Below are 22,126 nucleotides of genomic sequence, written 5' to 3'. Positions count from 1 at the left end.
ATTTCAGAAACACCCGAAACGAGCACCTGTCATGGCCAAGCCGACAACCATCAAGATTCGCCTGAACTCGACCGCCGGGACGGGCTTCTTCTATGTGACGAAGAAAAACCCGCGCAACATCACCGAGAAGATGGTGATGCGCAAATACGACCCGATTGCGAAAAAGCATGTCGAGTTCAAGGAAGCCAAGATCAAGTAAGCGAGACCGCTTCACTTCATAGAGAATATCAAGAACCGGGCTTAGTGCCCGGTTTTTTTTGATCTCCGTAAAGACACGTATGGAGCCTTCCGCCGCTGTGTATGTTATTGTCTTAGCAACAGGAGGTGGCACATGGCACTTGAATTCAAAAAGGTCGTCGCGGTCGTGGATGTCGATGACGACCTCGCAGATCTGGTTTTCGAAACCGCCAAGGGAATTACGGCGAGTGATGGTGAACTGCATGCCATCGACTCCAACCCTTTCATCACCACCTTCGAGTCACCCTATGCGAGCGGCGCTCTTGAAGCCGATGCAGAGGCTCACCGCGCCGATGCTGAACGGCGCACGAAAATGCTGGATGACCTCGCCGCAGCTCATGGCGGCGCTACCAAACTTGCGGTTCTCGAAGGCAATCCATCGCGCGACGCAGCGAGCTACGCCAAGAAGAACGACGCCGATCTGATCGTCATCGGGTCACACCAGAAAGGCTGGCTAAAACGCCTTCTCGAGGGTTCCGAAAGCGCTGACATGATCCGGGAGGCACCCTGTGCCGTCTTTGTGGTCACAACCGCGCACAAGAAAAAGGTCAGCGGCTAGCGGGCCTGCTGTCTGCAACGCCTGTTCAGGCGGCGATATTCGTTACGCGATTGCGGCCCGCCGTCTTGGCTTCGTACAGGGCCAGATCGGCCCGTCTGAGCATGTCGGCCACCGTGTCGTCCTCGCCTGCATAGGCGGCCACGCCAGCGCTCACGGTCACGCCCAGCTTCTGCTGACCAAGATCGTCCAGCTCGAACGGCTCTGCGGCAACCGACTTGCGGATCCGTTCCGCCGCGCGGCCAGCAAGGTCGCCCGTCGTCTCGGGCATGATCACCAGGAACTCCTCGCCGCCGGGACGGCAGACAATATCCTTCGGGCGCACATTGGTCCTGATGCGGTCTGCGAACTGGACAAGGACCCTGTCGCCCGCATCGTGACCATACTTGTCGTTCACCTGCTTGAAGTGGTCGATATCAACCGAAATGACTGACAGCGGCTGGCTGCCGAGCGAGGCGCGCTTCATCCAGAGTGCGAGCTGGTTAGTCATGTAGCGGCGATTGTAGAGCCCCGTCAGCTGGTCGACGACAGACAGTTCCAGCCCGCGGTCGACACGGCGACGCAGGATATCGACATATCGCCGTCGTTTCGTCTGGGTCGCAACACGCGCCAGCAATTCCTCGGCAACGACAGGCGTCTGGATGATGTCGCTCGCACCGAGTTCCAGTGCCTGGGCCGCCAGCTCCCGGTCTGCACTGGTCGCCATCACGATAATGGAAAGCGCCCGCGTGGCATCGGTCGTGCGGAAATGCGCGCATAGCCTCAATGGATCAAAGGCCTGATGGCTGAGGCCGAGCAGGACGATATCGAGATTGCTGTTGCGCCCGTCGGCTGCCTTGTCAGCCTCATCCAGCGTAAGCACGCGGTGTCCGGCATCCTGAAGCGGGTCTCGGATCGACTGCATGGAGGATGACGAGGAATCGATCAGCAGGATGTTGGCGCCGCGCTCGAGGCCCTGCATTTCTTCCTCTGCAAGCGCCCCTGCCCGCATGCCATTGGCTTCGCGCTTGCGAAGCTCCATGGCAACGGCGTTATAGCGATTGAGCGCACCGATGCGCGCCATGAGCGAGAAATCATCGACCGGCTTGGTCAGGAAATCGTCCGCGCCGGCCTCGAGCCCGCGAACGCGATCGGCTGTTTCATTGAGAGCGGTCAGCATCACCACAGGGATGTGCGCTGTCTGCGGATCGGCTTTCAGACGCCGGCAGACCTCATAACCATCCATGCCGGGCATCATGACGTCGAGCAGGATGATGTCCGGCTGGTCTTCAGCAGCGATCTTGAGCGCCTCGACACCGTTTTCCGCCAGCAGCACCGAATAGTACTTGGCCTCCAGCTTCGCCTGCATGAGGCGCCTGTTGGCAAGGATATCATCGACGACCAGAAGTCTTGCGCTCATGCTGCCTTCCTGTCGTCCACGAGTTCCTGAACGGTCGACAGGAAAGACTTCATCTGAATCGGTTTCGAAAGATAGCCCTCACAGCCTGCCTCGCGAACACGCTGTTCGTCCGCGCGCATGGCAAAAGCCGTCACCGCCAGGACAGGGATGGCGCGAATCGATTCGTCATCCTTGATCCACCGCGTGATATCCAGGCCGGAGACCTCCGGCAGCTGGATGTCCATGATGATGAGGTCGGGCTTGTGCTGGCGCGCCAGCTCGACGGCCTTGGCGCCGTCACGGCATTGCAGCGTCTGGAATCCGAAAGCATCGAGGAGATCGCAGAACAGTCGCATGTTCAGCTCATTGTCCTCGACGACAAGCACGGTTTTCTTTTCGCCTGCTGCCATTACCGATGTCTCGTTTGCACCCTCAAACCCTCAGCCTCGCGAAGACTATCACCAAGAGTCTTAATCTTTGTTTGAACCCCGCCTGTGAACTTGCCCCCGGAACAAGAACATGGGAAGAACATCCATGCATACGCTCTGCCGAGATTGCTCGCATACAAGCGCCGGCCAGCATTCCAGATGCCCGGACTGCGGGGGCGATCGCCTCATCTCCCATGCTCAGCTCCCGGACCTTGGCATCGCTCACATCGATTGTGACGCATTCTACGCTGCGATCGAGAAGCGCGACAATCCCGAACTGCGCAACAAACCAGTCATCGTGGGCGGCGGGACCCGCGGCGTCGTCGCAACCTGTTGCTACATTGCCCGCCTGGATGGTGTTCGCTCGGCCATGCCCATGTTCAAGGCGCTGAAAGCTTGCCCGAATGCTGTGGTGATTCGGCCTGATTTCAGGAAATACTCCGAGGTGTCACGCCAGATCAGATCAAAACTTGAGGCCCTGACGCCGCGTGTGCAGATGGTTTCCATCGATGAAGGCTATGTCGATCTCTTAGGCACGAGCCGACTGCACGCCCGCCTGCCAGCCGCCCTGCTCGCAAATCTCGCCCGTGAGATCGAAACCGAGATCGGGATCACCATTTCCATTGGCCTGTCTTCCAACCGCTTCCTCGCCAAGATGGCGAGCGAACTGGACAAGCCACGGGGCTTTGCCATCCTGCCGCCTGACGAGGTTGAAGCCATTCTCGGTCCGATGCCGGTCACTGCGATTCACGGCGTCGGCCCGGCTTTCGCACGGCGCCTGGCAGCGGACGGATACCGCATCATCAACGATGTCCGAAGGGCAGACCGGAAGTCGCTGCTGGTCCGCTATGGCGAAAGCGGCCAACATCTGTGGGAGCGGGCGCATGGCATCGACCACCGCACCGTTTCGCCAGATCATGAGCGCAAGTCCGTCTCCGCCGAGCGCACGTTCAGCGAGGACATCGCCGATCACGCCACACTTGAGGATCGGCTCTGGGCCGTTTGCGAGGAGACAGCCACTCGCGCCAAGAAACATGGCCTGGCAGGTTATGTCGTGACGCTGAAGCTGAAGCGAAAGGATTTCCGGACCCTGACCAGGAGCGTCACCCTGCATGAGCCGACGCAACTGGCGCAAACGCTCTTTCGGACAACGCGCCCGCTGCTGCACAAGGAAACGCGGGGCGGCACCCCCTACAGGCTGATCGGCATTGGCATCTCCGACCTTTGCCCCGCCGGCGTCGACCAGTCCGATCTCGTTGACCCATCTGTCGCCAAGCGCGCCGCCGCAGAGCGGGCAGCCGACAGGGCCCGCGAGAAGTTCGGGCTGGGCGCGGTCCAGACCGGCCGCGGTGTGCGCGCCGATGCCGAAAAGCGCTCACGGAACTGATCGCCGCCTTGCAGCCGGACGCCCGCTGCGTCTAAGAGACTCTCATTGAATACAAACGGACCAGGAAGGCCCAGACCCGCATGAGCACGCCGGAAACACGCCTCTCGGAACTTGGCATCACGCTACCCGAACCGATGAAAGCTGTCGCGAACTACGTCCCTTTCGTGATCAGCGGAAACCAGCTTTTCGTGTCCGGCCAGGTCAGCGCCACGGCCGAAGGCCGGATATCCGGCCGGCTCGGCGAAACGATGGACCTGCCGGCTGGCCAGAACGCCGCGCGCCAGTGCGGCATCAACCTGATCGCCCAGTGCAAGGCGGCGCTTGGCGAGCTGTCGCGGGTCAAGCGCGTGGTGAAGCTGGGCGGCTTCGTGAATTCCCACCCGCTCTTCACGGATATCCCACAGGTCATCAATGGCTGCTCCGACCTGATGGTCGAAGTGTTTGGTGAGAAGGGCCGCCACGCCCGTTCAGCCGTCGCCTGCCCGACCCTGCCCCTTGGGGTCGCCGTCGAAATCGACGGTATCTTCGAGATCGAGGTCTGACAGAGACGGATGGCAGAACGGTTCCAGATCCTCGATTTTGCTTACGCTCATCGGGGGCTCTGGTCTGCCGAAAAGCTTCCCGAAAACAGCCTCGAAGCGATCCTGGCAGCGGCTGAAGCGGGGCTCGGCTGCGAACTGGATGTCCGCCCGGCCGCGTGTGGCACGCCAGTCGTCTTTCACGACCCGCTCCTCGACCGGATGACAGGCGCCGCCGGGCCAGTCGCGGCGCACCCGGCCGAGGCTCTTACAGCGATCACGCTGAATGGCGGCGGCACGCTGCCGACACTCGAAGAGGTCCTTGAGGCCTGGCCTGGCAAGGCCCCCCTTCTCATAGAGCTGAAGATCGACGGCGACACCGACGCCGAAGCCTTTACCAGGACCGTTGCAAGCCTTGTCCAGCAACATGACGGGCCCGCCGCCATGATGAGCTTCAGCCGGACAGCCGTCCGTGCCGTGCCGGTGGACATCATGAAAGGCGCGCTGATCATGCCAAGTGTCCTCGCGCCGGGAACAACACTCGAGGCCGCAGTCGCCAAGGCCATGGCGAACCGGCCCGATTACCTCGCCTGCAACATCCTTGATGCCGGACATGCCTCCGCCCTCGCGGCCCGGCTCGACCTGCCGCTGGCCATATGGACGATCTCCAGCCTCGAGATGAAACGGACAATCAGCCACCTGCGGGTCGCTCCGATTTTCGAAGGCTTTGATCCGGCCTTTGCGCGGCCATGATCTCGCACTAGCTTTAGCTGCATGGATGAAACCAGCTTCCAGATCCGACTGATCCACGGCCTGTCCAGCGTATCCGCAGAAGACTGGAATGCGGTAGCCAACCCGGCGGGCCTGCCGGACGACCCGTTTCTCAGCTGGGAATTCCTTGAAGCCCTGGAGGCCACCGGCTGCGCCGTTCCCGAACGCGGCTGGGCACCTCATCACATCCTTCTGGAAGCGCCCGGCCGCGGGCTGATCGGCGCCATGCCGCTTTATCTGAAGGGCCATTCGCAGGGCGAATTCGTCTTCGATCATAGCTGGGCCGACGCGTATGAACGGGCGGGCGGGCGGTATTACCCGAAACTGCTTTCCGCAGTCCCCTTCACGCCGGTGACAGGCCGCCGGCGGCTGGTCAGGCCCGGCCCGGACGAGACAAGGATCGCCAATGCGCTGCTCGCGGGCGCCGTGCAGATTGCAGAATCGAATGACCTGTCCTCATTGCATGTGAACTTCATCAGCGAAGCAGAAGCTTTCTCGATGGAAAATGCGGGCCTCATGATCCGCACGGACCAGCAATTCCACTGGATCAATCACGGCTATGAGACTTTCGACGATTTCCTCGCCGAACTGTCGTCAGCCAAGCGAAAGAATTTGCGAAAGGAACGGCGCAAGGCGCAGGAGGGACTGGCTTTCCGGCATATTACAGGCGACGACATCACCGAAGCCGACTGGGACGCCTTCTTCGAGTTCTACATGGATACCGGATCGCGAAAATGGGGCTCGCCCTACCTCAATCGCGAAACGTTTTCCCTGCTCGGCGAGCGGATGGCCGACAAGCTGCTTCTGGTATTTGCAGAAGACAACGGCACGCCGATTGCCGGCGCTCTCAACGTGATCGGAGGCGACCGGTTGCTTGGCCGCTACTGGGGCACGATCGACCCGCGCCCGATGCTGCATTTCGAGACCTGCTATTACCAGGCCATCGATTTCGCGATTGCGCACGGCCTTGGCACGGTCGAGGCAGGCGCGCAGGGCGGTCACAAGCTGGCGCGCGGCTATGTGCCGGTTACCACCTATTCGGCGCACTGGATTGCGCATGAAGGCCTCGCGCTCGCCATTGACGACTATCTCGAGCGTGAACGCGCAGCTGTAGAGCGGGAAAGCACTTTTCTTCGTGACCGCACGCCGTTTAAGAAGGAGTAAGCGAAGGAGCCTTCATGACCCTGCATGCTGACTACGATCCCGACAATATCTTCGCCAAGATGCTTCGCGGCGAAGTGCCCTGCGTGAAAGTCTTCGAAGATGACGTCGCGCTCGCCTTCATGGACATCTTTCCCCAGGCCGAAGGCCACACACTGGTCATTCCGAAGGATGTCGAGGCGCGCAACCTGCTGGAAATGCCGAAGGACAAGCTCGGCCCCTATATGAAACGCGTGCAGAAAGTCACGAAGGCCGTCGAGAAGGCCCTCAAACCTGACGGGATTGTGGTGACGCAGTTCAATGGCGCGCCTGCCGGACAGACCGTCTACCACCTCCATTTCCACATCATCCCCCGGCGGGAAGGTGAGCCGCTCGGCCGCCATGGCGGCGGCGCGCCCGCAGACCAGGAAACGCTTCAGGGGCTCGCAGACAGGATATCGGCCTACCTGTGATTGGTGGAACACCCGCGTAGCTCCTGCGTTGACGCTGATTGGATTGCAGCGGTTTTAGCAGTTTGAAGCGCATCCGCGTGACAGACGCCTCGAAACAATTGGACTACCGCTGCTTCACTCCAAGAGGAGCGGCACATGCAACACCAGAATGGTAGGTCCCTTCGGGACAAAGCCGCAAGAAGCGGCGCGCCGCGGTCTCGACCTGAGGTTGAGGTCATGCTTGAAAAGTCAGAGAATTCACGCGTGCTGGACGCGTTACGCCGCTGGCTGGACCTGGAAGTCGAACACGCTCAGCTCAAGCAACAGGCAGTTCATATCCGCAGCACTCTGGATGATCAGATCCTCAGCCGCTTGCTTGAAGACCGCGCGTCGGATGTCGCCCAAACGATGATTCGGCTCGGCCGTGAGCTCACGGAGCTGCAGTCGGTCCAGCCCGCCGACGTCGGTGCAAAAATTTATGTCCTGCAGCAAATTATCCCGCTGTGCGACGACGAAACCGTGTGCACTGGCATTTGCCAGATCATCAGGGCGGACATCGAGCGGCTCGACATCAAGATCGAGCGATTTTCGGACGAACGGCAAAAGGCGGGGTAGGCCCGCCCTTACAGGCCGAGCTTCTGTCGCAGGATCTGGTTGACGGCCTGCGGGTTTGCCTTGCCACCCGATGCCTTCATCACCTGGCCGACAAACCAGCCCATCGCCTTCGGCTTTTCCTTGACAGATTCAGCCTGCTCAGGATTGGCCGCGATGATCTCGTCGACAATCGCCTCGATCGCACCGGTATCGGTGACCTGTTTCAGGCCGTGTTTCTCCACAATGGCCGCCGGGTCGCCCTCGCCGTCGATCATACGCGCGAAGACATCCTTGGCGATCTTGCCGGAAATCGTGTCATTGGAGATGAGGTCGATCAGCTCGCCAAGCTGCACGGACGAAACCGGGCTGTCAGCGAGTTCCAGGTCTTCACGGTTCAGATAGCCGAACAGTTCCTGACTGACCCAGTTGGCAGCAAGCTTGGCATCGCGGCCATGCGCAACGGCCTCGAAGAACTCCGCCCGCTCACTGTCGGCCGTCAGCACACCAGCATCGTAACGCGACAAGCCATACTCGTCCTGGAAGCGCTGGCGCTTCTCGTCCGGCAGTTCCGGCAGGCTCTCGCGAATATTGTCGATGAAGAGATCGTCGATCTCCAGCGGCAGGAGGTCCGGATCCGGGAAGTAGCGATAGTCGTGCGCGTCTTCCTTGGACCGCATCGACCGCGTCTCGCCCTTGTTCGGATCGAAGAGGCGCGTTTCTTGGTCGACCTTGCCGCCGGATTCGAGAATCTCGATCTGCCGGCGCGCTTCATACTCGATCGCCGCCTGGATGAAGCGGAAGGAGTTCATGTTCTTGATTTCGCAGCGCGTGCCGAGATGGGAGAAGTCGCCCGTCTCGCGGAACTTCTCATAGGCGCCCGGCTTGCAGACGGACACGTTCACGTCGGCGCGCAGGTTGCCCTTCTCCATATCGCCATCGCAAGTGCCCAGCGCCACGACAATCGACTTCAACTTCTTGACGTAAGCAGCTGCTTCCAGAGGTGTTCTGACATCCGGCTTGGAGACGATCTCCATTAGCGCGACGCCGGACCGGTTGAGGTCCACATAGGTCGCCGTCGGGTCCATGTCGTGGATCGACTTGCCGGCATCCTGCTCCAGGTGCAGGCGCTCGATGCGCACAGGAAAGCTGTAGGCCGGATCGCCATGGGCCGGCTCGACATCGACCTCGATTTCGCCTTCGCCGACAATCGGGTGGTCGAACTGCGAGATCTGGTAGCCCTGCGGCAGGTCCGGATAGAAATAGTTCTTGCGATCAAAGCGTGACCATTTGTTGATCTTGGCCTTCAGGCCGAGACCGGTGCGTACCGCCTGCTCGACGCATTTGCGGTTGATGACTGGCAGCATGCCGGGCATCGCCGCGTCCACGAGGGAGACATTGCAGTTCGGATCGGCCCCAAACTTCGTGGAGGCGCCGGAGAACAGCTTGGCTTCGGAGGCGACCTGGGCATGGACTTCGAGCCCCATCACCAGTTCCCAGTCTCCGGTTTCGCCTTTCAGCGTATAGGTCGGGCGCTCAGTCATTCGGAATCATCCAGCATTCAGTTCATTCGTTGCGGGTTTAAGCATAGCTCTTCCGGGCACGCCATAGGCCAGATGGCGGCCGGTGCAGCGTTCAGCGCTCGCCCCGCTGCTCTGCCTTTTTTCGGGCGGCTTCAACGCGGGCCTTTCGGGCCGCCATGCGGTCATTGATGTTGTTGCTCAGGCGGCTCGGCGGGGCATCGTCCGCCTGCTTGCGTTCACGGCGATACTGGATGCGCTCGATGAAGACGGCGCCCCGGATCGAGATGTAGAGCGCGGCCAGGACAGCCGCGAGCCAATACATGCGCGTGCGCGGATGCAGCGGGTTGATCCCCTGCTGCCAGGCCATGAGAAAGATCATGAGGATCATGACGGCAAAGGCGCCGCCAGCGTAAAGGGCTGTTCTGGCTCTTCTGGACATGGGCCGTCAGCCTACCACCACTTTTCCGGCTTTGCCACGAAGCCGGCGGCCTCTTCCAGCGCGCCGGCGACCCGGAAGCAGGTCGTCTCGTCGAGCGCCTTGCCGATCACCTGGAGGCCGAGCGGCAGGCCCTGCTTGTCGAGTGCGGCCGGAACCGAGATACCGGGAAGGCCGGCGAGGTTCGCGGTCACGGTGAAAATGTCATTGAGGTACATCTGCACCGGATCAGCTTTTTCACCATAGGCAAAGGCGGCTGACGGACAGGTCGGTGTCAGCAGCGCATCGCAGCTCCCGAATGCCTCGACAAAGTCGTTGAGAATCTTCTTCCGGACTTTCTGAGCACGAAGATAGTAGGCGTCGTAATAACCAGACGAGAGCACATAGGTGCCAATCATCAGGCGCCGCTGGACCTCGGCCCCGAAACCTTCAGAGCGCGTACCCTCATAGGTGCTGATCAGATTATCGCCGGAGACGCGCGTGCCGTAGCGCATGCCATCATAGCGCGCGAGGTTCGAAGACGCTTCTGCGGGCGCCACGATATAATAGGCTGGCAGGGCGTACTTGGTATGCGGCAGGGACACATCGACAATCTCGGCCCCCTGCTCCTTCAGCCAGTCGATGCCCTGGCTCCAGAGCGCCTCGATATCCTCGGGCATGTTGTCGACGCGATACTCTTTCGGGATGCCGATCTTCATGCCCTGTACGCCGCGCCGCACGGCATTGCGCCATTCAGGAACGGGCTCTGGCAACGAGGTCGAGTCCTTTGCGTCATGCCCGCACATCGCTTCAAGCAGGATGGCGCTATCCTCGACCGTCTTTGCAATCGGACCGGCCTGGTCCAGCGAGGAGGCGAAGGCGACCATGCCGTAGCGGCTTGCGCGCCCATAGGTCGGCTTGATGCCGACCGTGCCGGTAAAGCTGGCGGGCTGACGAATCGAACCGCCGGTGTCGGAGGCGGTCGCAGCCAGACAGAGGTCAGCCGAAACCGCTGCCGCCGAACCACCGGACGAGCCCCCCGGGGTCAGGTTCTGATTGGAGCCGTTGCGGCGCCACGGATTGGCCGGCGGACCAAAACGCGAGGTCTCGTTCGACGAGCCCATGGCGAACTCATCCATGTTGAGCTTGCCGAGCATCACAGCGCCCGCATCCCAGAGCTGCTGGGTGACGGTCGACTCATAGGTCGGGGTGAATTCACCGAGGATGTTCGAGCAGGCCGTCGTGCGCACGCCCTTGGTGCAGTAGAGATCCTTCACGCCGATCGGCGCCCCTTCCAGCAGACCGGCCTCGCCTGCTGCGATCCGCTTGTCCGATGCGGCCGCCATCTCCAGCGCCTTCTCCGGCGTCTTCACGACATAGGCATTCAGCGTGTCGTTCGAGGCTTCAATGGAGTCGACGAAGGCCTGCGTGATCTCGGTCGCGGAAAAAGCCTTGGTTTTCAGCCCGTCAAGCGCGGAGGCGAGGGTCAGCTTGGTCAGTTCGGTCATGTTGCGTTCAGATGTCCGGAAGTAAACTTGAGCCTTCGTATGCAGTCAGCACGCAAAAGTTCAAGTCCCGATGACTGAAGACATCCGATTGAAACTCCATCATTCCCAAATCGTTGAACGTGCTAAAGCAGCGAAGCGGCTCGCAACCGAACCGCCAACACCACGAGGAGCCCCATGAAACATCTCATTCGCACAGCCCTTGCCTGCGGCGCAGTTACTGCAATGGTCGCCGCCTGCACATCAGCGCCTGACGAGCAGGCCGCCGACGCAGACTGGATGACGGACGCCCGCCTTGGCGAGCAGGTCGACCGCATCTGCTTCAGCAGCAGCATCGACAATTTCCGCGCCCCGTCGCGCGATACTGTCATCGTCGAAAAAGGGGTGAACGACGAATACCTGATCCAGACCTTCGGCAACTGCTACAATCTGCGCAATGCCCAAGCGCTCAGCCTCGACACTTTTGGCGGCTCAAGCTGCCTGAGCAAGGGTGATGCGATCTTCGCCTATGACAGTGTCTTTGGACCGGACAAGACCGATATCGGCCCCGTCCGCTGTCCGATCAAGGCGATCTATGAATGGAACGAAGACGCCGCAGAAGCCGAGGAAGACTCGGAAGACGCCGCGTCTGACGGTTCCTGATCCTATTCGACGGACTTGGGGACCACGAAGAAACCATCCTCGCTCTTCGGCGCGTTGGCGAGGACCTGGTCCTGGATATTCCCGTCGGTAACGACGTCGTCGCGCATCGGAAGCGTGGCATCCACGACGGATGTCATGGGTTCGATGCCGTCGACGTCGACCTCGTTCAGCTGTTCGATCCAGCCGAGAATGGCTGACAGTTCGTTGGCGAGCGGTTCGATACGCTCCTCCGGAACGGCAATGCGCGTGAGGCGGGCGACCTTGCGGACATCGTCCTTGGTAACGCTCATCGGCTTTCTCCAATCGACAAGCCGCCCGGATACGCGCTAGTCAGGCCGAATTCAAGAGAGTAGCCCACCGCCGCGCCGCAACCATGTCTGTTACCGACCTTTTCGACCTGCCCGCAGCCGGGCCGCTGATCGGCATTGATCCAGGCTCGAAGACGCTCGGCATAGCTGCCTGCGACGCAGGACGCCTGATCGCCTCGCCTGTTGAGACGATCCAGAAAGGCCGAAAGCTCGCTCCGGCTCTCGATCGGCTGTTTGCCATCATGGACGAACGCAAGACCGTGGGGCTCGTGATCGGACTGCCGCTGAACATGGATGGCAGCGAAGGTCCTCGGACGCAGTCCGCCCGAGCGCTGGCCCGCAACATCATTGCCCGCCGCGACATCCCGGTCGCCTTCCAGGATGAACGTCTCTCCAGCGCCGAAGCGGAACGCGCCATGATCGCTGGAGACCTGTCGCGCGCGCGGCGTGCCGAACTCATCGACGCGTCGGCCGCGGCCATCATCCTGCAGACAGCCATCGACCGGCTCGCCAACGCGTCATGAGTGCGTTTCTTTCCGCTCTCATACCTGTAATCCTGCTGGTCGCGCTTGGCCGGTTCCTCGGATGGCGAAACGTCATCGCCGACGAAGGCTGGCGCGGGATTGAGCGGCTCGCCTATGTCGTGCTGCTACCTGCCCTTATCATCAGGGCGCTTGCGAATGCGCCCTTTGACAGTGCACCGTGGAAGCTCGCCCTCGTGCTCATTGCCGCACAATTCGCCCTTGGCGCCTTCGGCCTGCTCGCGCGTCTCTGGCCCGGTATCGAACGGCCGGAAGTCGGTTCGATCATCCAGTCCAATGTTCGCTGGAATACATTTGTCGCCCTGTCCATCGGCAGTGCCCTGTTCGGTGATGAGGGCCTTGCGCTGGTTTCCATCTCGGCGGCGGCAATGATACCGACCGCCAATGTCCTCAGCGTTGCAGCCCTGACCGCGCATGCGGAGCGCAAGTCTGTTGCGAAACGAAACCCCGTGATGGAGCTGGTTCGCAATCCGCTTTTGATCGCCTGCGCCATTGGCGGGCTGCTCGCGGCGTTCAGCGTGGAAATACCCGAGCAACTTGACCTGTCGATTGACCTGCTCGGTCGGGGCGCCATCGCGCTTGGCCTGCTGGCGGCCGGCGCTGGCGTCGACATGGCCGCCCTCGGGCGGGCCGGGCTCAAGACGCTTGCCTGGTCGCTTGTCCGGCTCTTCGGCCTGCCCATCCTGGCAATAGGCTTTGCGCTAGTGTTCGGTCTCTCCGGCCTGGCGCTGGCCATAGCTGTAATCAGCGCGTCGGTTCCGACCGCGACCTCATCCTATATCCTGGCCCGCCAGCTCGGCGGTGACGCGCCGCTCGCGGCCAATCTGATTGCCATGCAGACGGTGCTCTCGATGATCACCATGCCCATCATCTGGTTCGCCTGCTTGCGCGCAGGATTGTTCTAGCCTCTTGCCCCATACCGGAATCGCGAATAAACCGCCGAAAATCGAAAGGTAAGGCATGGCCATTCCGGGCTACAGCTACGAATTCAATCACACTCACCTGCTGAGCATTGAAGACCTTTCCCGTCTCGACATAGACCATATCCTCGATCTCGCTGAAGAGTTTGCCGAGGCGACCCGTGCGGGCAAACGGCCCGAAGCGCACCTGAAGAACATGACGGTGATCAACCTGTTCTTCGAGAATTCGACGCGGACCATGTCCAGCTTCGAGATCGCCGCCAAGCGCCTCGGCGCCGACGTGATCGCAATGCCGGTAGCCCAATCATCGGTGAAGAAAGGCGAAACGCTGATCGACACGGCCATGACGCTGAATGCCATGGCGCCCGATGCCATCGTGATCCGCCATTCGGCGTCCGGCGGGGTGAAGCTCCTGTCCCGAAAAGTCGATTGTGCCGTGATCAACGCCGGTGACGGCACCCACCAGCATCCGACACAAGGCCTGCTCGACACGCTGACCATCCGTCGCGCCAAGGGCCGGATCGAGGGGCTCAAGGTCACGATCTGCGGCGACATACTGCATTCGAGGGTCGCCCGCTCGACGACCATGGCCCTGCACCTGCTGGGCGCCGAGGTCACGCTCTGTGGCCCGGCCACGCTGATGCCATCCGGCGCAGACAGCTGGGGCGCGGCCCGCGCGCTCAACGATTTCGACGCCGCGATCAAGGATGCCGACGTGGTGATGATGCTGCGCCTGCAGCTGGAGCGGATGAATGGCGCCTACCTGCCGAGCCAGCGCGAATACTTCCGCAATTTCGGCCTGACGGCGGACCGGCTGAAACTGGCCGCCCCGGATGCCACCGTCATGCACCCCGGCCCGATGAATCGCGGGATCGAGATCGAAAGCGCGATTGCCGACGGCGAGCGCTCGGTGATCACCGAACAGGTCGAGATGGGCGTTGCTGTGCGCGAGGCCGTCCTCAAACTCCTTTCCGGGAGGCGTGCATGATTACCCATATCAAGAATGCCCGCCTGCTCTGTCCCGCCAATGGCTGGGACGAGACCGGCTCCCTGCTGATCGAAGACGGCCAGATCGCCGCCATCGGCAAAGTATCAGGCACCGCTGACGAGACCATTGATGCCGGCGGGCTCTGCTTGGCTCCCGGCCTGATCGACCTGCGGGTCAAGACCGGTGAGCCCGGCGCCGAACAGAAGGAAACGCTTGCCACAGCCTCTCGCGCAGCCGTTGCTGGCGGGGTTACCAGCATGGTCGTCATGCCCGACACCAATCCGGTGATCGACGATGTGGCGCTCGTCCAGTTCATCACGAACCGTGGCAAGGAGACCTCGCAGGTCCGTATCTATCCTGCCGGCGCCCTGACCAAGGGCCTCAATGGCGAAGCCATGGCCGAGATCGGGTTGATGGCAGACTCTGGCGCCGTCCTGTTTACCAATGGCGACCGCCCGATTGCCGATACGTCCGTTCTGCGCCGGACCATGGCCTATGCGGCCAGCTGCGGCGCTCTCGTCTCAAGCCGGGCCGACGATCATGCGCTTGCCAAAGGCGGCGTGATGAATTCCGGCGCGCTTGCAGCCCGCATGGGCCTTTCGGGCCTGCCGCGTGAGGCAGAGTGGCTCGGGCTTTCACGCGACCTGCTGCTTGCCGAGGCAACGAAATGCGCGCTGCTCATAGACCAGGTTTCGACCGCGCGTAGCATCGACATCGTCAAGGAGGCCCGGGCGCGCGGCTTGAAGGCGTGGGTCAGCGTTGCGGCCCACCATCTGTTCTTCAATGACCTCGATGTCGGCGACTATCTCACCTATTGCAAGGTGAACCCGCCTTTCCGCTCCGAGGACGACCGCCAGGCCCTGATCGAAGCGCTGGCCGCCGGGGAAATCGATGCGGTTGTGTCCGCCCACGACCCCCAGCCGCCGGAGGAAAAGCGCCTGCCCTTCGCCGAAGCCAGCTTCGGGGCGGCCGGACTGGAGACGGTCCTCTCGGCACTCCTGGCGCTGGTGCAGGACGAGCGGTTGTCCATGCTCGACGCGCTGATGCCGGTAACGGCCAGCCCCGCCAGCATCATCGGGCTCCCGCAGGGCCAGCTTGCCGAAGGCGCTCCCGCCGACCTGGTCCTGTTCGATCCGGAAAAACCGTGGCTGTGCGTGCGCGAGCAGCTTCGTTCACGATCGCTCAATTCGCCCTTTGACGGTCGGCGCATGGTCGGGCGTGTCATGCGGACCATCATCGCCGGCGAGACGGTATTCGAACGGAAAGACTAGATCCCGGCCCGCAACACGCTGATCAGGCGTTCGCGGAAAGCGGTCTCATCGATGCGAATTCCCCGGGTGAGAACATCGAGTTCGGCCCCTCGGCAGATCGCGGTCAGAAGGTTGGCCGTCCGGTGGGCATCGGGGTGACCAAGCGCTTCGAGCGCCGATCCGATGGCGCGCGGCAGCTGCGCTGACCAGGCCATGACGGCATCCTTCAGCTTCGGATCACGCTGCGCATTGGCGATCATCTCGCACTCGAAGGTGGCAAGCTCAGCCTGTTCAGGTCCAAGGCTCGTCATCGTTGCCAGGAAGCGTGCGATCTCCTCGAACGACGTCAAAGGGCGGGCCGCCAGGGCCTCGTCCAGACCTCGCGAATAGTCGGACATGTAGAGATCGAATGCGCCCTCGATCAGCGACTCACGACCCTTGAAATGATAGGTCAGCGTGCCCGGCGACATCTTCATTGCCGATGCCAGAAGGCGATGGGTGACCCGGTCTGCTCCGTGTCTTGCGATGAGGCCGATCACCTCTCTCAGGATGCGCTCTTGGATGTTTGGCGCACCGGGCTGATTTCGTTTTCGAGCCATTATCGTACATTCCTACGACGAACGTCCAGCCACTTGCAAGCCCCGTACGCGATGCACGGCCATTGTATTTGGGCGGCTAGATCGCTGACTTTAAGCTCAACGCACCGGACGCATCTCTTCCGGGATTTCCAGACCCAATGCATGACTGCCTCGTACTTTTGAACGACGCATTTCGAGTACAAACCGCCGCACATGAATCTCCGTCCTGCCAGGCCGGAAATAGGCAGAGGCGGAGCCCAAAACCACAATCGTACAAAAACACGAAAATTCCAATTTCGCGCTTTTCACATCTAATCCCGCTCGCACGCCAGGCCGAAAAATAAAGCGGTAATGGCACAGGCGAAAATCGGCCTTGAGATTCTCCTATCAGGAGAGTGCCTTCCGCATCCTGTAATGTTTTCGGGTTTGCCAGCTCGTACAGGCATACTTGAAATCAACCCCAATCGTACGATTGCACGATAATTTCTCCGGCAACCCTGATGGCTGGTCGAGCCACTTCACCCCTTGAGCACGGCTTGACGGGTTCCGGCTTCAGACAGACAAGACAGATGAACCGCCGCATCCTCGACCGGCGACCGAAACAGGGCTGCCCATGACCTATCTTCCATTCGTGATCGCCGCCCTCGGCGGCTACCTGCTCGGCTCCATTCCGTTCGGTTTGCTCATCACCCGGGCCGCAGGTCTCGGAGACATCCGCACGATCGGCTCCGGGAATATCGGGGCAACGAATGTCCTTCGAACCGGCCGCAAGGATCTGGCCCTGGCGACCCTGCTGCTCGACAGTTTCAAGGCCGGTCTCGCTGTCCTGATCTTCACGCTCGTCTTCTCGGACAGGAATACGGGATTGATCGCGGGCGCGGCCGCCTTCCTTGGGCACTGCTATCCGGCGTGGCTCGGCTTCAAGGGTGGCAAAGGTGTCGCAACCTATGCCGGCCTCCTGGTCTTCGCCTCCCTGAAGGGATTGATGATTGGCGGACCTGCCTGGCTGATCATGTTCCTCGTCTTCCGGATCTCTTCGCTGGCCGCCCTGACAGCAGCCGCCCTTGTTCCGGTCGGCGCCTTCCTGCTGGGTGAGACGCATTTTGCTGTCGCTGTCCTTACCGCCCTGAGTGTACTCGTCTTCTGGACACACCGGGCCAACCTCGCCCGGCTGGTCAAAGGTACGGAACCGAAATTCGGCCAGAAGAAAAAGGATGCCGGATGACACCGCCGGCGAGCGAGGCAGACCTGGCTGAATGGGTCGCCCTCGCCCGGGCACCCCGCATCGGGCCAGTGACATTCTTCCAGCTTCTGGACCGGTTCGGCACACCGGGCGACGCGCTCGCTGGCATGCCTTCCATAAATGCCGACATGGATGCGGCGCGCCGTGAAATCGATGACGTCCGGCAGGCCGGTGCAACGATCCTGACAGCCGCTGACCCGCGCTTTCCGAAAGCGCTGTCGCACCTTTCGCCCCCACCGCCCCTGATCACGGCGATTGGCAAGCTCGACCTGCTCAACCGGCCCGCAATAGCACTTGTGGGCGCAAGGGATGCGTCAGCTGCCGGCCGGAAGATTGCGGGCCAGCTCAGCACGGCCGTCGGTCAGGCCGGTCTCGTGACCATCTCCGGCATGGCGCGCGGTATCGACGGCGAAGTCCACGCCGCCAGCCTCGACACGGGAACCGTCGCGGTGCTTGCAGGTGGGGCAGACCAGGTCTACCCGCCGCAGCACCGCGACCTTTATGAGGCCATTTGCCAACAGGGCGCTGCGGTCTCCGAACGCGCCTTCGGCCACCGCGCAACCGCGCGCGATTTTCCGCGCCGGAACCGGATTGTAACAGGCCTTGCTGTCGGAACAGTCGTGGTCGAGGCGGCCGAGCGGTCCGGATCGCTGATTTCAGCCCGCATGGCTGGCGAACAGGGCCGCGAAGTGATGGCCGTGCCCGGCTCGCCGCTCGATCCGCGCGCCGCGGGGACAAACCGACTGATCCGCAACGGCGCAACGCTGGTTCGTCACGGTGCTGACGTACTCGAAGCTGTGTCCGGACAGATTGGCGAGCAGCATGCGTTCTCCTTTTCCCCGCCGATGCCACTCGATCCGTCATTCGAAGACGAGCCGCCCGGCGGCGATCTCGCAGCACGTATCCTCGAGGCCCTGTCACCCACCCCGGTGCCGATTTCCGAGATTGCACGCGCCAGCCAATGTTCAGCCCGCCAGTGCGCCGCCCTGTTGATGGAACTTGAAATCGAGGGCAAAGCGCTGACCCATGCGGGTGGTCTGGCCTCCAGGGCCTGACCGGAACGCAACAGGTTTGGTGAATTCCCGGCAAGCTTGAGCCTCAATGGCTGGACGCAATTGCCGGTGCCGCTTATGCGGTTTGGTTGGAATAGAGTAAATCGGGAGGCCCCATGGGCGTCTGGAAAACTGCGTCTGCAGCCTGTCTGCTTGGCTCGCTGGGCCCGGTGGCTTTCGCGCAAGCCGTGGCTCCGGAGGCCCCGGCCGAGGCATCCCGCGTCTCGCTGACCGCAGACAATGTCTACGTGCTCGAGGAAGAGAACCTCGTTGTCGCTGAAGGCAACGTCCAGGCAGAATATGAAGGCCGGGTGATGACGGCCGACAAGCTGACCTACAACCGGCTGACCGCAAAGGTGCGCGCGCAGGGCAATGTCGTCGTCCTCGAACCCGACGGCACGCAGCGCTTCGCGGACGAGATCGAGACCGATGCGGATCTTGCCAATGGCTACGCCGCAAACTTCGCGATGCGCACACCAGAAGGCGCAACGGCGTCCGCCAATCTGGCCACGCGTGAGAACGAGACCTATAACACGCTCGACCGCGCCATCTTCACCGCATGCGCACTTTGCGAAGGCGACTCGACACCGACATGGGCGATCCGCGCCCGCAAGGCGGTCTTCAACGAAGAGTCGGGCATGTACAGCTATCGCGATGCGGTACTGGAAGTGGCCGGCATACCGGTTATCTACCTTCCCTATTTCGCGCACCCCGACCCGGAAGCTGAACGCCGCTCAGGTTTCCTGTTTCCGACGGTCGGAAGCTCGTCCAAGCGCGGGATCGTCTACCAGCAACCCTATTTCTGGGCCATTTCGCCCTATCAGGACCTGACCGTTTCGCCGATGCTGAACACGAAGGTGAATCCGCTGATCGAGCTGGATTACCGCAAGCGGTTCTGGTCCGGCCAGGTGAACTTCAATGGCAGCTTCACCTACGAGCAGAACTTCGACAGTGACGGCGAAAAATTCGGCGAGAAGGAGTGGCGCGGCCACATCTTCGGCAACGGCAAGTTTCAGATCACGGACAACTGGCTGTGGGGCTTCGGTGTCGAAAAGGCGAGCGACGACCTTTATACAAGGCGCTACGACATCGACGGCGAAAACGAGCAACGCGGTCTCTATACCAACCAGCCTCGCCTGCTGCTTTCGCAGGTCTTTGCGCAGGGCCAGTCGAGCAACTGGTATGCCGACGCATCGCTGCTCACCTTCGACAGTTTGCGATTCGACGATGCCCGCGAAGACGCCATCGCCGACGTCCTGCCGCTCGGCTATGCCGAACGTGTCTTCGACCTGGACAAGTATGGCTATGCCAGCGTGAACGTATCGACCGCCTACCTGACGCGCGATGCCGGCGCCGACAGCCTGCGAACGTCGGTTGGGTCGGAATGGTCGGTTCGCAAGGTCCTGCCCGGCGGCATCCTCGCCGAGCCCTTCGCCGAAGCGCGCTTCGACCATTACCAGATCGATGATTTTCCTGCCGCTGGCGACAGCAGCTCCGTCGAGCGCGCCTTCGGGACCGCGGGTCTGGAAGTGTCCTACCCTTTCTTCCGGCCGGGCAAGTCCGTCGATATCACCATCGAACCGATCGTGATGGGCGCGGTCGGCACGAGCGGTGCGAATGAAGACGCCATCCCGATCGAGGACGGCAACTATTTCGAGCTCGACACGTCCTCCCTTTTCGAAGGCAACGCCCAGGTGGGCTATGACCTTTATGAGGGCGACAGCAAGATTTCTGCAGGGATCTCTACCGTGGCGCGCTGGAAATCCGGGGTCGAGTTCTCGGCGCTTGCCGGCAAACGCTGGCGCAACCGCAACGACCCGGCCTTCGACGAGCCCAGCGGCCTGGACGGCACGTCGAGCGACTGGGTCGGCGCCTTCGCACTCGAACTCGGCAATCCGCTGAGTATCCAGGCGAAAGTCCGCCTTGACGACGAAACTCTCGAAATGAACCGGATCGATACCGGCCTCAACCTGTCGCTCGACCGGGTCAAGGCGAACGCCCTCTATTACCAGATCAAGCAGGATGTGTCCCAGTCCGGCCAGCGCCAGGAGGGTGTACTCCTGACGTCAGAGGTCTCCGTCACGGACAATTACTTCCTGCTCTACGGGCTGCAGCGCGACATCGAAGGCAATCGCGACATCCGCCACTCGCTGGGTGTTGGCTACGAGGATGACTGTTCGCGATTCGAACTGGTTTTTGAGCGATCCGAACAGATCGACCGGCAGCTCGGACCGTCGGATTCCGTCCTGTTCAGGTTCGCCCTGAAATCGCTCGGGAATGTCGGCTCGTCCAATTTCGACTGATGCGTGCACGAATGAGACCGTACTGGAATCGCTGCATTGCCTCTCGCAACTGTGACGGTATGGTTCGCCATAATTTCAGCGTCTTGCCGTGCGACACCGGCAAGCGGAGGTTCGTATGATTAGATTAGCTGCCACGGCCATCGCACTGGCCCTGACCGCACCGGCCGCGATGGCGCCCAGTCACGCTCAGGAAGCCCAGACAATCGAGGGCATTGTCGCGATCGTGAACGATCAGCCCATTTCCTATAGCGACGTACGCCAGCGCGCGAGCCTGCTGCTTCTGACACTCGGCGCGCAGCGTCCAACGCCGGAGCAGCAGCAACAGATTGCAGCGCAAGCCCTGGACGAGTTGATCGACGAGAAGCTCCAGCTTCAGGAAGCGGCCGAATACGAAGTGGAAATATCGCAGGAAGACATCAACCGCTCGATCGAGGACATGGCGCGCCAATCGGGCCTCGACCGGGAGACGCTGATTGGCGTCTTGCGCCAGGCCAATGTCGACCCGCAAAGCCTTGAAGCACAGATGAGGGCGGAGATCGCCTGGCGGCGGATCATGGGCGGCCTTTACGGCTCGCGCATCCGGATTTCGTCCAACCAGATCGATGAGCGGCTGAAGCGCCTGGAGGCTGCCTCGCAGGAGACCCAGTACCGTCTTGGCGAGATCTTCCTCTACACCGCCAATGAAACAGAGAAGCAGCAGGCCCTGCAAGGCGCTAGCACCATTATCGAGCAATTGCAGAACGGTGCCCCGTTCGAAGTGGCTGCCGAGCGCTTTTCTTCAGCGCCCACGGCGGCGACGGGCGGCGATATGGGCTTTGTTTCGCTTGAGGATGTTGATCCGGCTGTCGCGGAGGTTGTCCGCTCAATGGACGAGGCTGGCCTCAGTGCGCCTATCGCTGTCGAGAACGGCGTGTACATCATTGAATACCGCGGCAAACGCGATCCTTCCGAGACGTTCACCGTGGTTGATATGGTCCGCCTCGCGGTGGGCAACAATTCCGAGGAAGACCTGCTCGCCGCAACCGCCGCGGCCTCTGACTGCGAAACCGCAAGAGAAGTGGCCAGTAACGACCCGAACCTCGACGCCAGCGACCTTTCGGATGTGAGGCTGAGTGACCTGGGCCCTGAAGCGCAGGCGATGATCGACGCCGTCGAGATCGGCGGTCATACCGATATCATGGCAATGGGTGGTTCGCTCGGCGTGATGTATCTGTGCAATCGGGAGCAGTCGGGGGATACCCTTCCAACCCGCGACCAGATTGAGGATCAGCTCTATGGCCGCCAGCTCAACATGATCTCGCAACGCGAGCTGCGGAACCTGCGCCGGGAAGCCACAATCATCCAGCGCGGCAGCTAGAAGCCAAGGTCGGCTGACCATCGCCGCGGTGTTGCCAGCGCC

24 protein-coding genes are annotated in these 22,126 nt (G+C 61.6%); 17 read left to right on the top strand and 7 right to left on the bottom strand.

The annotated features are described in order from the left end of the window. The first annotated feature begins 31 nt into the window (after positions 1-31). Positions 32-199, top strand: coding sequence for a 50S ribosomal protein L33 (gene rpmG, locus D1223_RS10790; RefSeq protein WP_119376442.1), 168 nt, complete (start codon positions 32-34; stop codon positions 197-199). Between the two features lie 132 nt (positions 200-331). Then, complete coding sequence (locus D1223_RS10785; RefSeq protein WP_119376441.1) at positions 332-796, top strand: universal stress protein; 465 nt, start codon at positions 332-334, stop codon at positions 794-796. 25 nt (positions 797-821) lie between these two features. Here D1223_RS10785 and D1223_RS10780 read toward each other — a convergent pair whose 3' ends face one another. Together D1223_RS10780 and D1223_RS10775 are read right to left on the bottom strand one after the other, a co-directional pair. Further along, positions 822-2,192, bottom strand: coding sequence for a PleD family two-component system response regulator (locus D1223_RS10780; protein ID WP_119376440.1), 1,371 nt, complete (start codon positions 2,190-2,192; stop codon positions 822-824). Then, the gene (locus tag D1223_RS10775; RefSeq protein WP_119376439.1) at positions 2,189-2,581 is read right to left on the bottom strand and encodes a response regulator; all 393 of its coding nucleotides are present in this window, start codon (positions 2,579-2,581) and stop codon (positions 2,189-2,191) included. Before D1223_RS10775 ends, D1223_RS10780 begins: the two co-directional genes overlap by 4 nt. Positions 2,582-2,705: 124 nt before the next feature. Here D1223_RS10775 and D1223_RS10770 point away from each other — a divergent pair, with 124 nt between their 5' ends. The 6 genes from D1223_RS10770 (at position 2,706) to D1223_RS10745 (ending at position 7,482) form a co-directional block, all read left to right on the top strand. Next, positions 2,706-3,986: a DNA polymerase IV gene (locus D1223_RS10770; protein ID WP_119376438.1), complete on the top strand. Its 1,281-nt coding sequence runs from the start codon at positions 2,706-2,708 to the stop codon at positions 3,984-3,986. 80 nt (positions 3,987-4,066) lie between these two features. Further along, a complete protein-coding gene (locus D1223_RS10765) occupies positions 4,067-4,528 on the top strand; it encodes a RidA family protein (protein WP_119376437.1) in 462 nt (153 codons plus the stop codon). A gap of 9 nt (positions 4,529-4,537) precedes the next feature. Beyond that, positions 4,538-5,257 (top strand): glycerophosphodiester phosphodiesterase family protein, encoded by a 720-nt coding sequence (locus D1223_RS10760; protein ID WP_119376436.1) that lies wholly within the window; start codon positions 4,538-4,540, stop codon positions 5,255-5,257. 21 nt (positions 5,258-5,278) lie between these two features. Next, positions 5,279-6,439 carry a GNAT family N-acetyltransferase gene (locus D1223_RS10755; RefSeq protein WP_119376435.1) on the top strand — a complete coding sequence of 387 codons (1,161 nt, stop codon included), beginning with the start codon at positions 5,279-5,281 and terminating at the stop codon, positions 6,437-6,439. Between the two features lie 14 nt (positions 6,440-6,453). Further along, a complete protein-coding gene (locus D1223_RS10750; protein ID WP_119376434.1) occupies positions 6,454-6,888 on the top strand; it encodes an HIT family protein in 435 nt (144 codons plus the stop codon). Between the two features lie 216 nt (positions 6,889-7,104). Further along, positions 7,105-7,482 carry a hypothetical protein gene (locus D1223_RS10745; protein WP_119376433.1) on the top strand — a complete coding sequence of 126 codons (378 nt, stop codon included), beginning with the start codon at positions 7,105-7,107 and terminating at the stop codon, positions 7,480-7,482. Positions 7,483-7,490: 8 nt separating this feature from the next. Here D1223_RS10745 and gatB read toward each other — a convergent pair whose 3' ends face one another. The 3 genes from gatB to gatA all read right to left on the bottom strand — a co-directional run bounded on the left by gatB (position 7,491) and on the right by gatA (position 10,904). After that, entirely contained in the window at positions 7,491-9,002 is a 1,512-nt protein-coding gene (gatB, locus tag D1223_RS10740) for an Asp-tRNA(Asn)/Glu-tRNA(Gln) amidotransferase subunit GatB (protein ID WP_119376432.1), read from the bottom strand. Between the two features lie 91 nt (positions 9,003-9,093). Next, positions 9,094-9,420 (bottom strand): hypothetical protein, encoded by a 327-nt coding sequence (locus D1223_RS10735; RefSeq protein ID WP_119376431.1) that lies wholly within the window; start codon positions 9,418-9,420, stop codon positions 9,094-9,096. Positions 9,421-9,431: 11 nt separating this feature from the next. Continuing rightward, positions 9,432-10,904 (bottom strand): Asp-tRNA(Asn)/Glu-tRNA(Gln) amidotransferase subunit GatA, encoded by a 1,473-nt coding sequence (gene gatA, locus D1223_RS10730; RefSeq protein ID WP_119376430.1) that lies wholly within the window; start codon positions 10,902-10,904, stop codon positions 9,432-9,434. 174 nt (positions 10,905-11,078) lie between these two features. Here gatA and D1223_RS10725 point away from each other — a divergent pair, with 174 nt between their 5' ends. Further along, entirely contained in the window at positions 11,079-11,543 is a 465-nt protein-coding gene (locus D1223_RS10725; protein WP_119405839.1) for a DUF6491 family protein, read from the top strand. 2 nt (positions 11,544-11,545) lie between these two features. Here the strand turns inward: D1223_RS10725 and gatC are convergent, their stop codons facing one another. Further along, positions 11,546-11,833, bottom strand: coding sequence for an Asp-tRNA(Asn)/Glu-tRNA(Gln) amidotransferase subunit GatC (gatC, locus tag D1223_RS10720; protein WP_119376428.1), 288 nt, complete (start codon positions 11,831-11,833; stop codon positions 11,546-11,548). 83 nt (positions 11,834-11,916) lie between these two features. On the opposite strand from gatC, the gene ruvX reads away from it, so the two are divergent. Genes ruvX through D1223_RS10700 form a run of 4 tightly spaced genes read left to right on the top strand, consistent with a single transcriptional unit; the run spans position 11,917 to position 15,572 of the window. Further along, positions 11,917-12,375, top strand: coding sequence for a Holliday junction resolvase RuvX (gene ruvX / locus D1223_RS10715; protein WP_119376427.1), 459 nt, complete (start codon positions 11,917-11,919; stop codon positions 12,373-12,375). After that, entirely contained in the window at positions 12,372-13,298 is a 927-nt protein-coding gene (locus D1223_RS10710) for an AEC family transporter (RefSeq protein WP_119376426.1), read from the top strand. The genes ruvX and D1223_RS10710 overlap by 4 nt, the downstream gene beginning before the upstream one ends. A gap of 55 nt (positions 13,299-13,353) precedes the next feature. Continuing rightward, complete coding sequence (locus tag D1223_RS10705) at positions 13,354-14,301, top strand: aspartate carbamoyltransferase catalytic subunit (protein WP_119376425.1); 948 nt, start codon at positions 13,354-13,356, stop codon at positions 14,299-14,301. Next, positions 14,298-15,572: a dihydroorotase gene (locus D1223_RS10700; RefSeq protein WP_119376424.1), complete on the top strand. Its 1,275-nt coding sequence runs from the start codon at positions 14,298-14,300 to the stop codon at positions 15,570-15,572. Before D1223_RS10705 ends, D1223_RS10700 begins: the two co-directional genes overlap by 4 nt. Here the strand turns inward: D1223_RS10700 and D1223_RS10695 are convergent. Next, positions 15,569-16,150, bottom strand: coding sequence for a TetR/AcrR family transcriptional regulator (locus D1223_RS10695; protein ID WP_119376423.1), 582 nt, complete (start codon positions 16,148-16,150; stop codon positions 15,569-15,571). The genes D1223_RS10700 and D1223_RS10695 overlap by 4 nt on opposite strands. Positions 16,151-16,742: 592 nt before the next feature. On the opposite strand from D1223_RS10695, the gene plsY reads away from it, so the two are divergent. The 4 genes from plsY to D1223_RS10675 all read left to right on the top strand — a co-directional run bounded on the left by plsY (position 16,743) and on the right by D1223_RS10675 (position 22,084). Continuing rightward, entirely contained in the window at positions 16,743-17,354 is a 612-nt protein-coding gene (gene plsY, locus D1223_RS10690) for a glycerol-3-phosphate 1-O-acyltransferase PlsY (protein ID WP_119376422.1), read from the top strand. Further along, positions 17,351-18,427: a DNA-processing protein DprA gene (gene dprA / locus D1223_RS10685; RefSeq protein WP_119376421.1), complete on the top strand. Its 1,077-nt coding sequence runs from the start codon at positions 17,351-17,353 to the stop codon at positions 18,425-18,427. Before plsY ends, dprA begins: the two co-directional genes overlap by 4 nt. Before the next feature lie 113 nt (positions 18,428-18,540). Further along, positions 18,541-20,727 (top strand): LPS-assembly protein LptD, encoded by a 2,187-nt coding sequence (locus D1223_RS10680; protein WP_119376420.1) that lies wholly within the window; start codon positions 18,541-18,543, stop codon positions 20,725-20,727. 115 nt (positions 20,728-20,842) lie between these two features. Further along, positions 20,843-22,084 carry a peptidylprolyl isomerase gene (locus tag D1223_RS10675; RefSeq protein WP_119376419.1) on the top strand — a complete coding sequence of 414 codons (1,242 nt, stop codon included), beginning with the start codon at positions 20,843-20,845 and terminating at the stop codon, positions 22,082-22,084. The last annotated feature ends 42 nt before the right edge of the window (positions 22,085-22,126 follow it).

Source organism: Henriciella mobilis (assembly GCF_003576285.1).
Classification (GTDB): Bacteria; Pseudomonadota; Alphaproteobacteria; order Caulobacterales; family Hyphomonadaceae; genus Henriciella; species Henriciella mobilis.
This window is presented reverse-complemented; position numbering and strand designations above follow the sequence as displayed.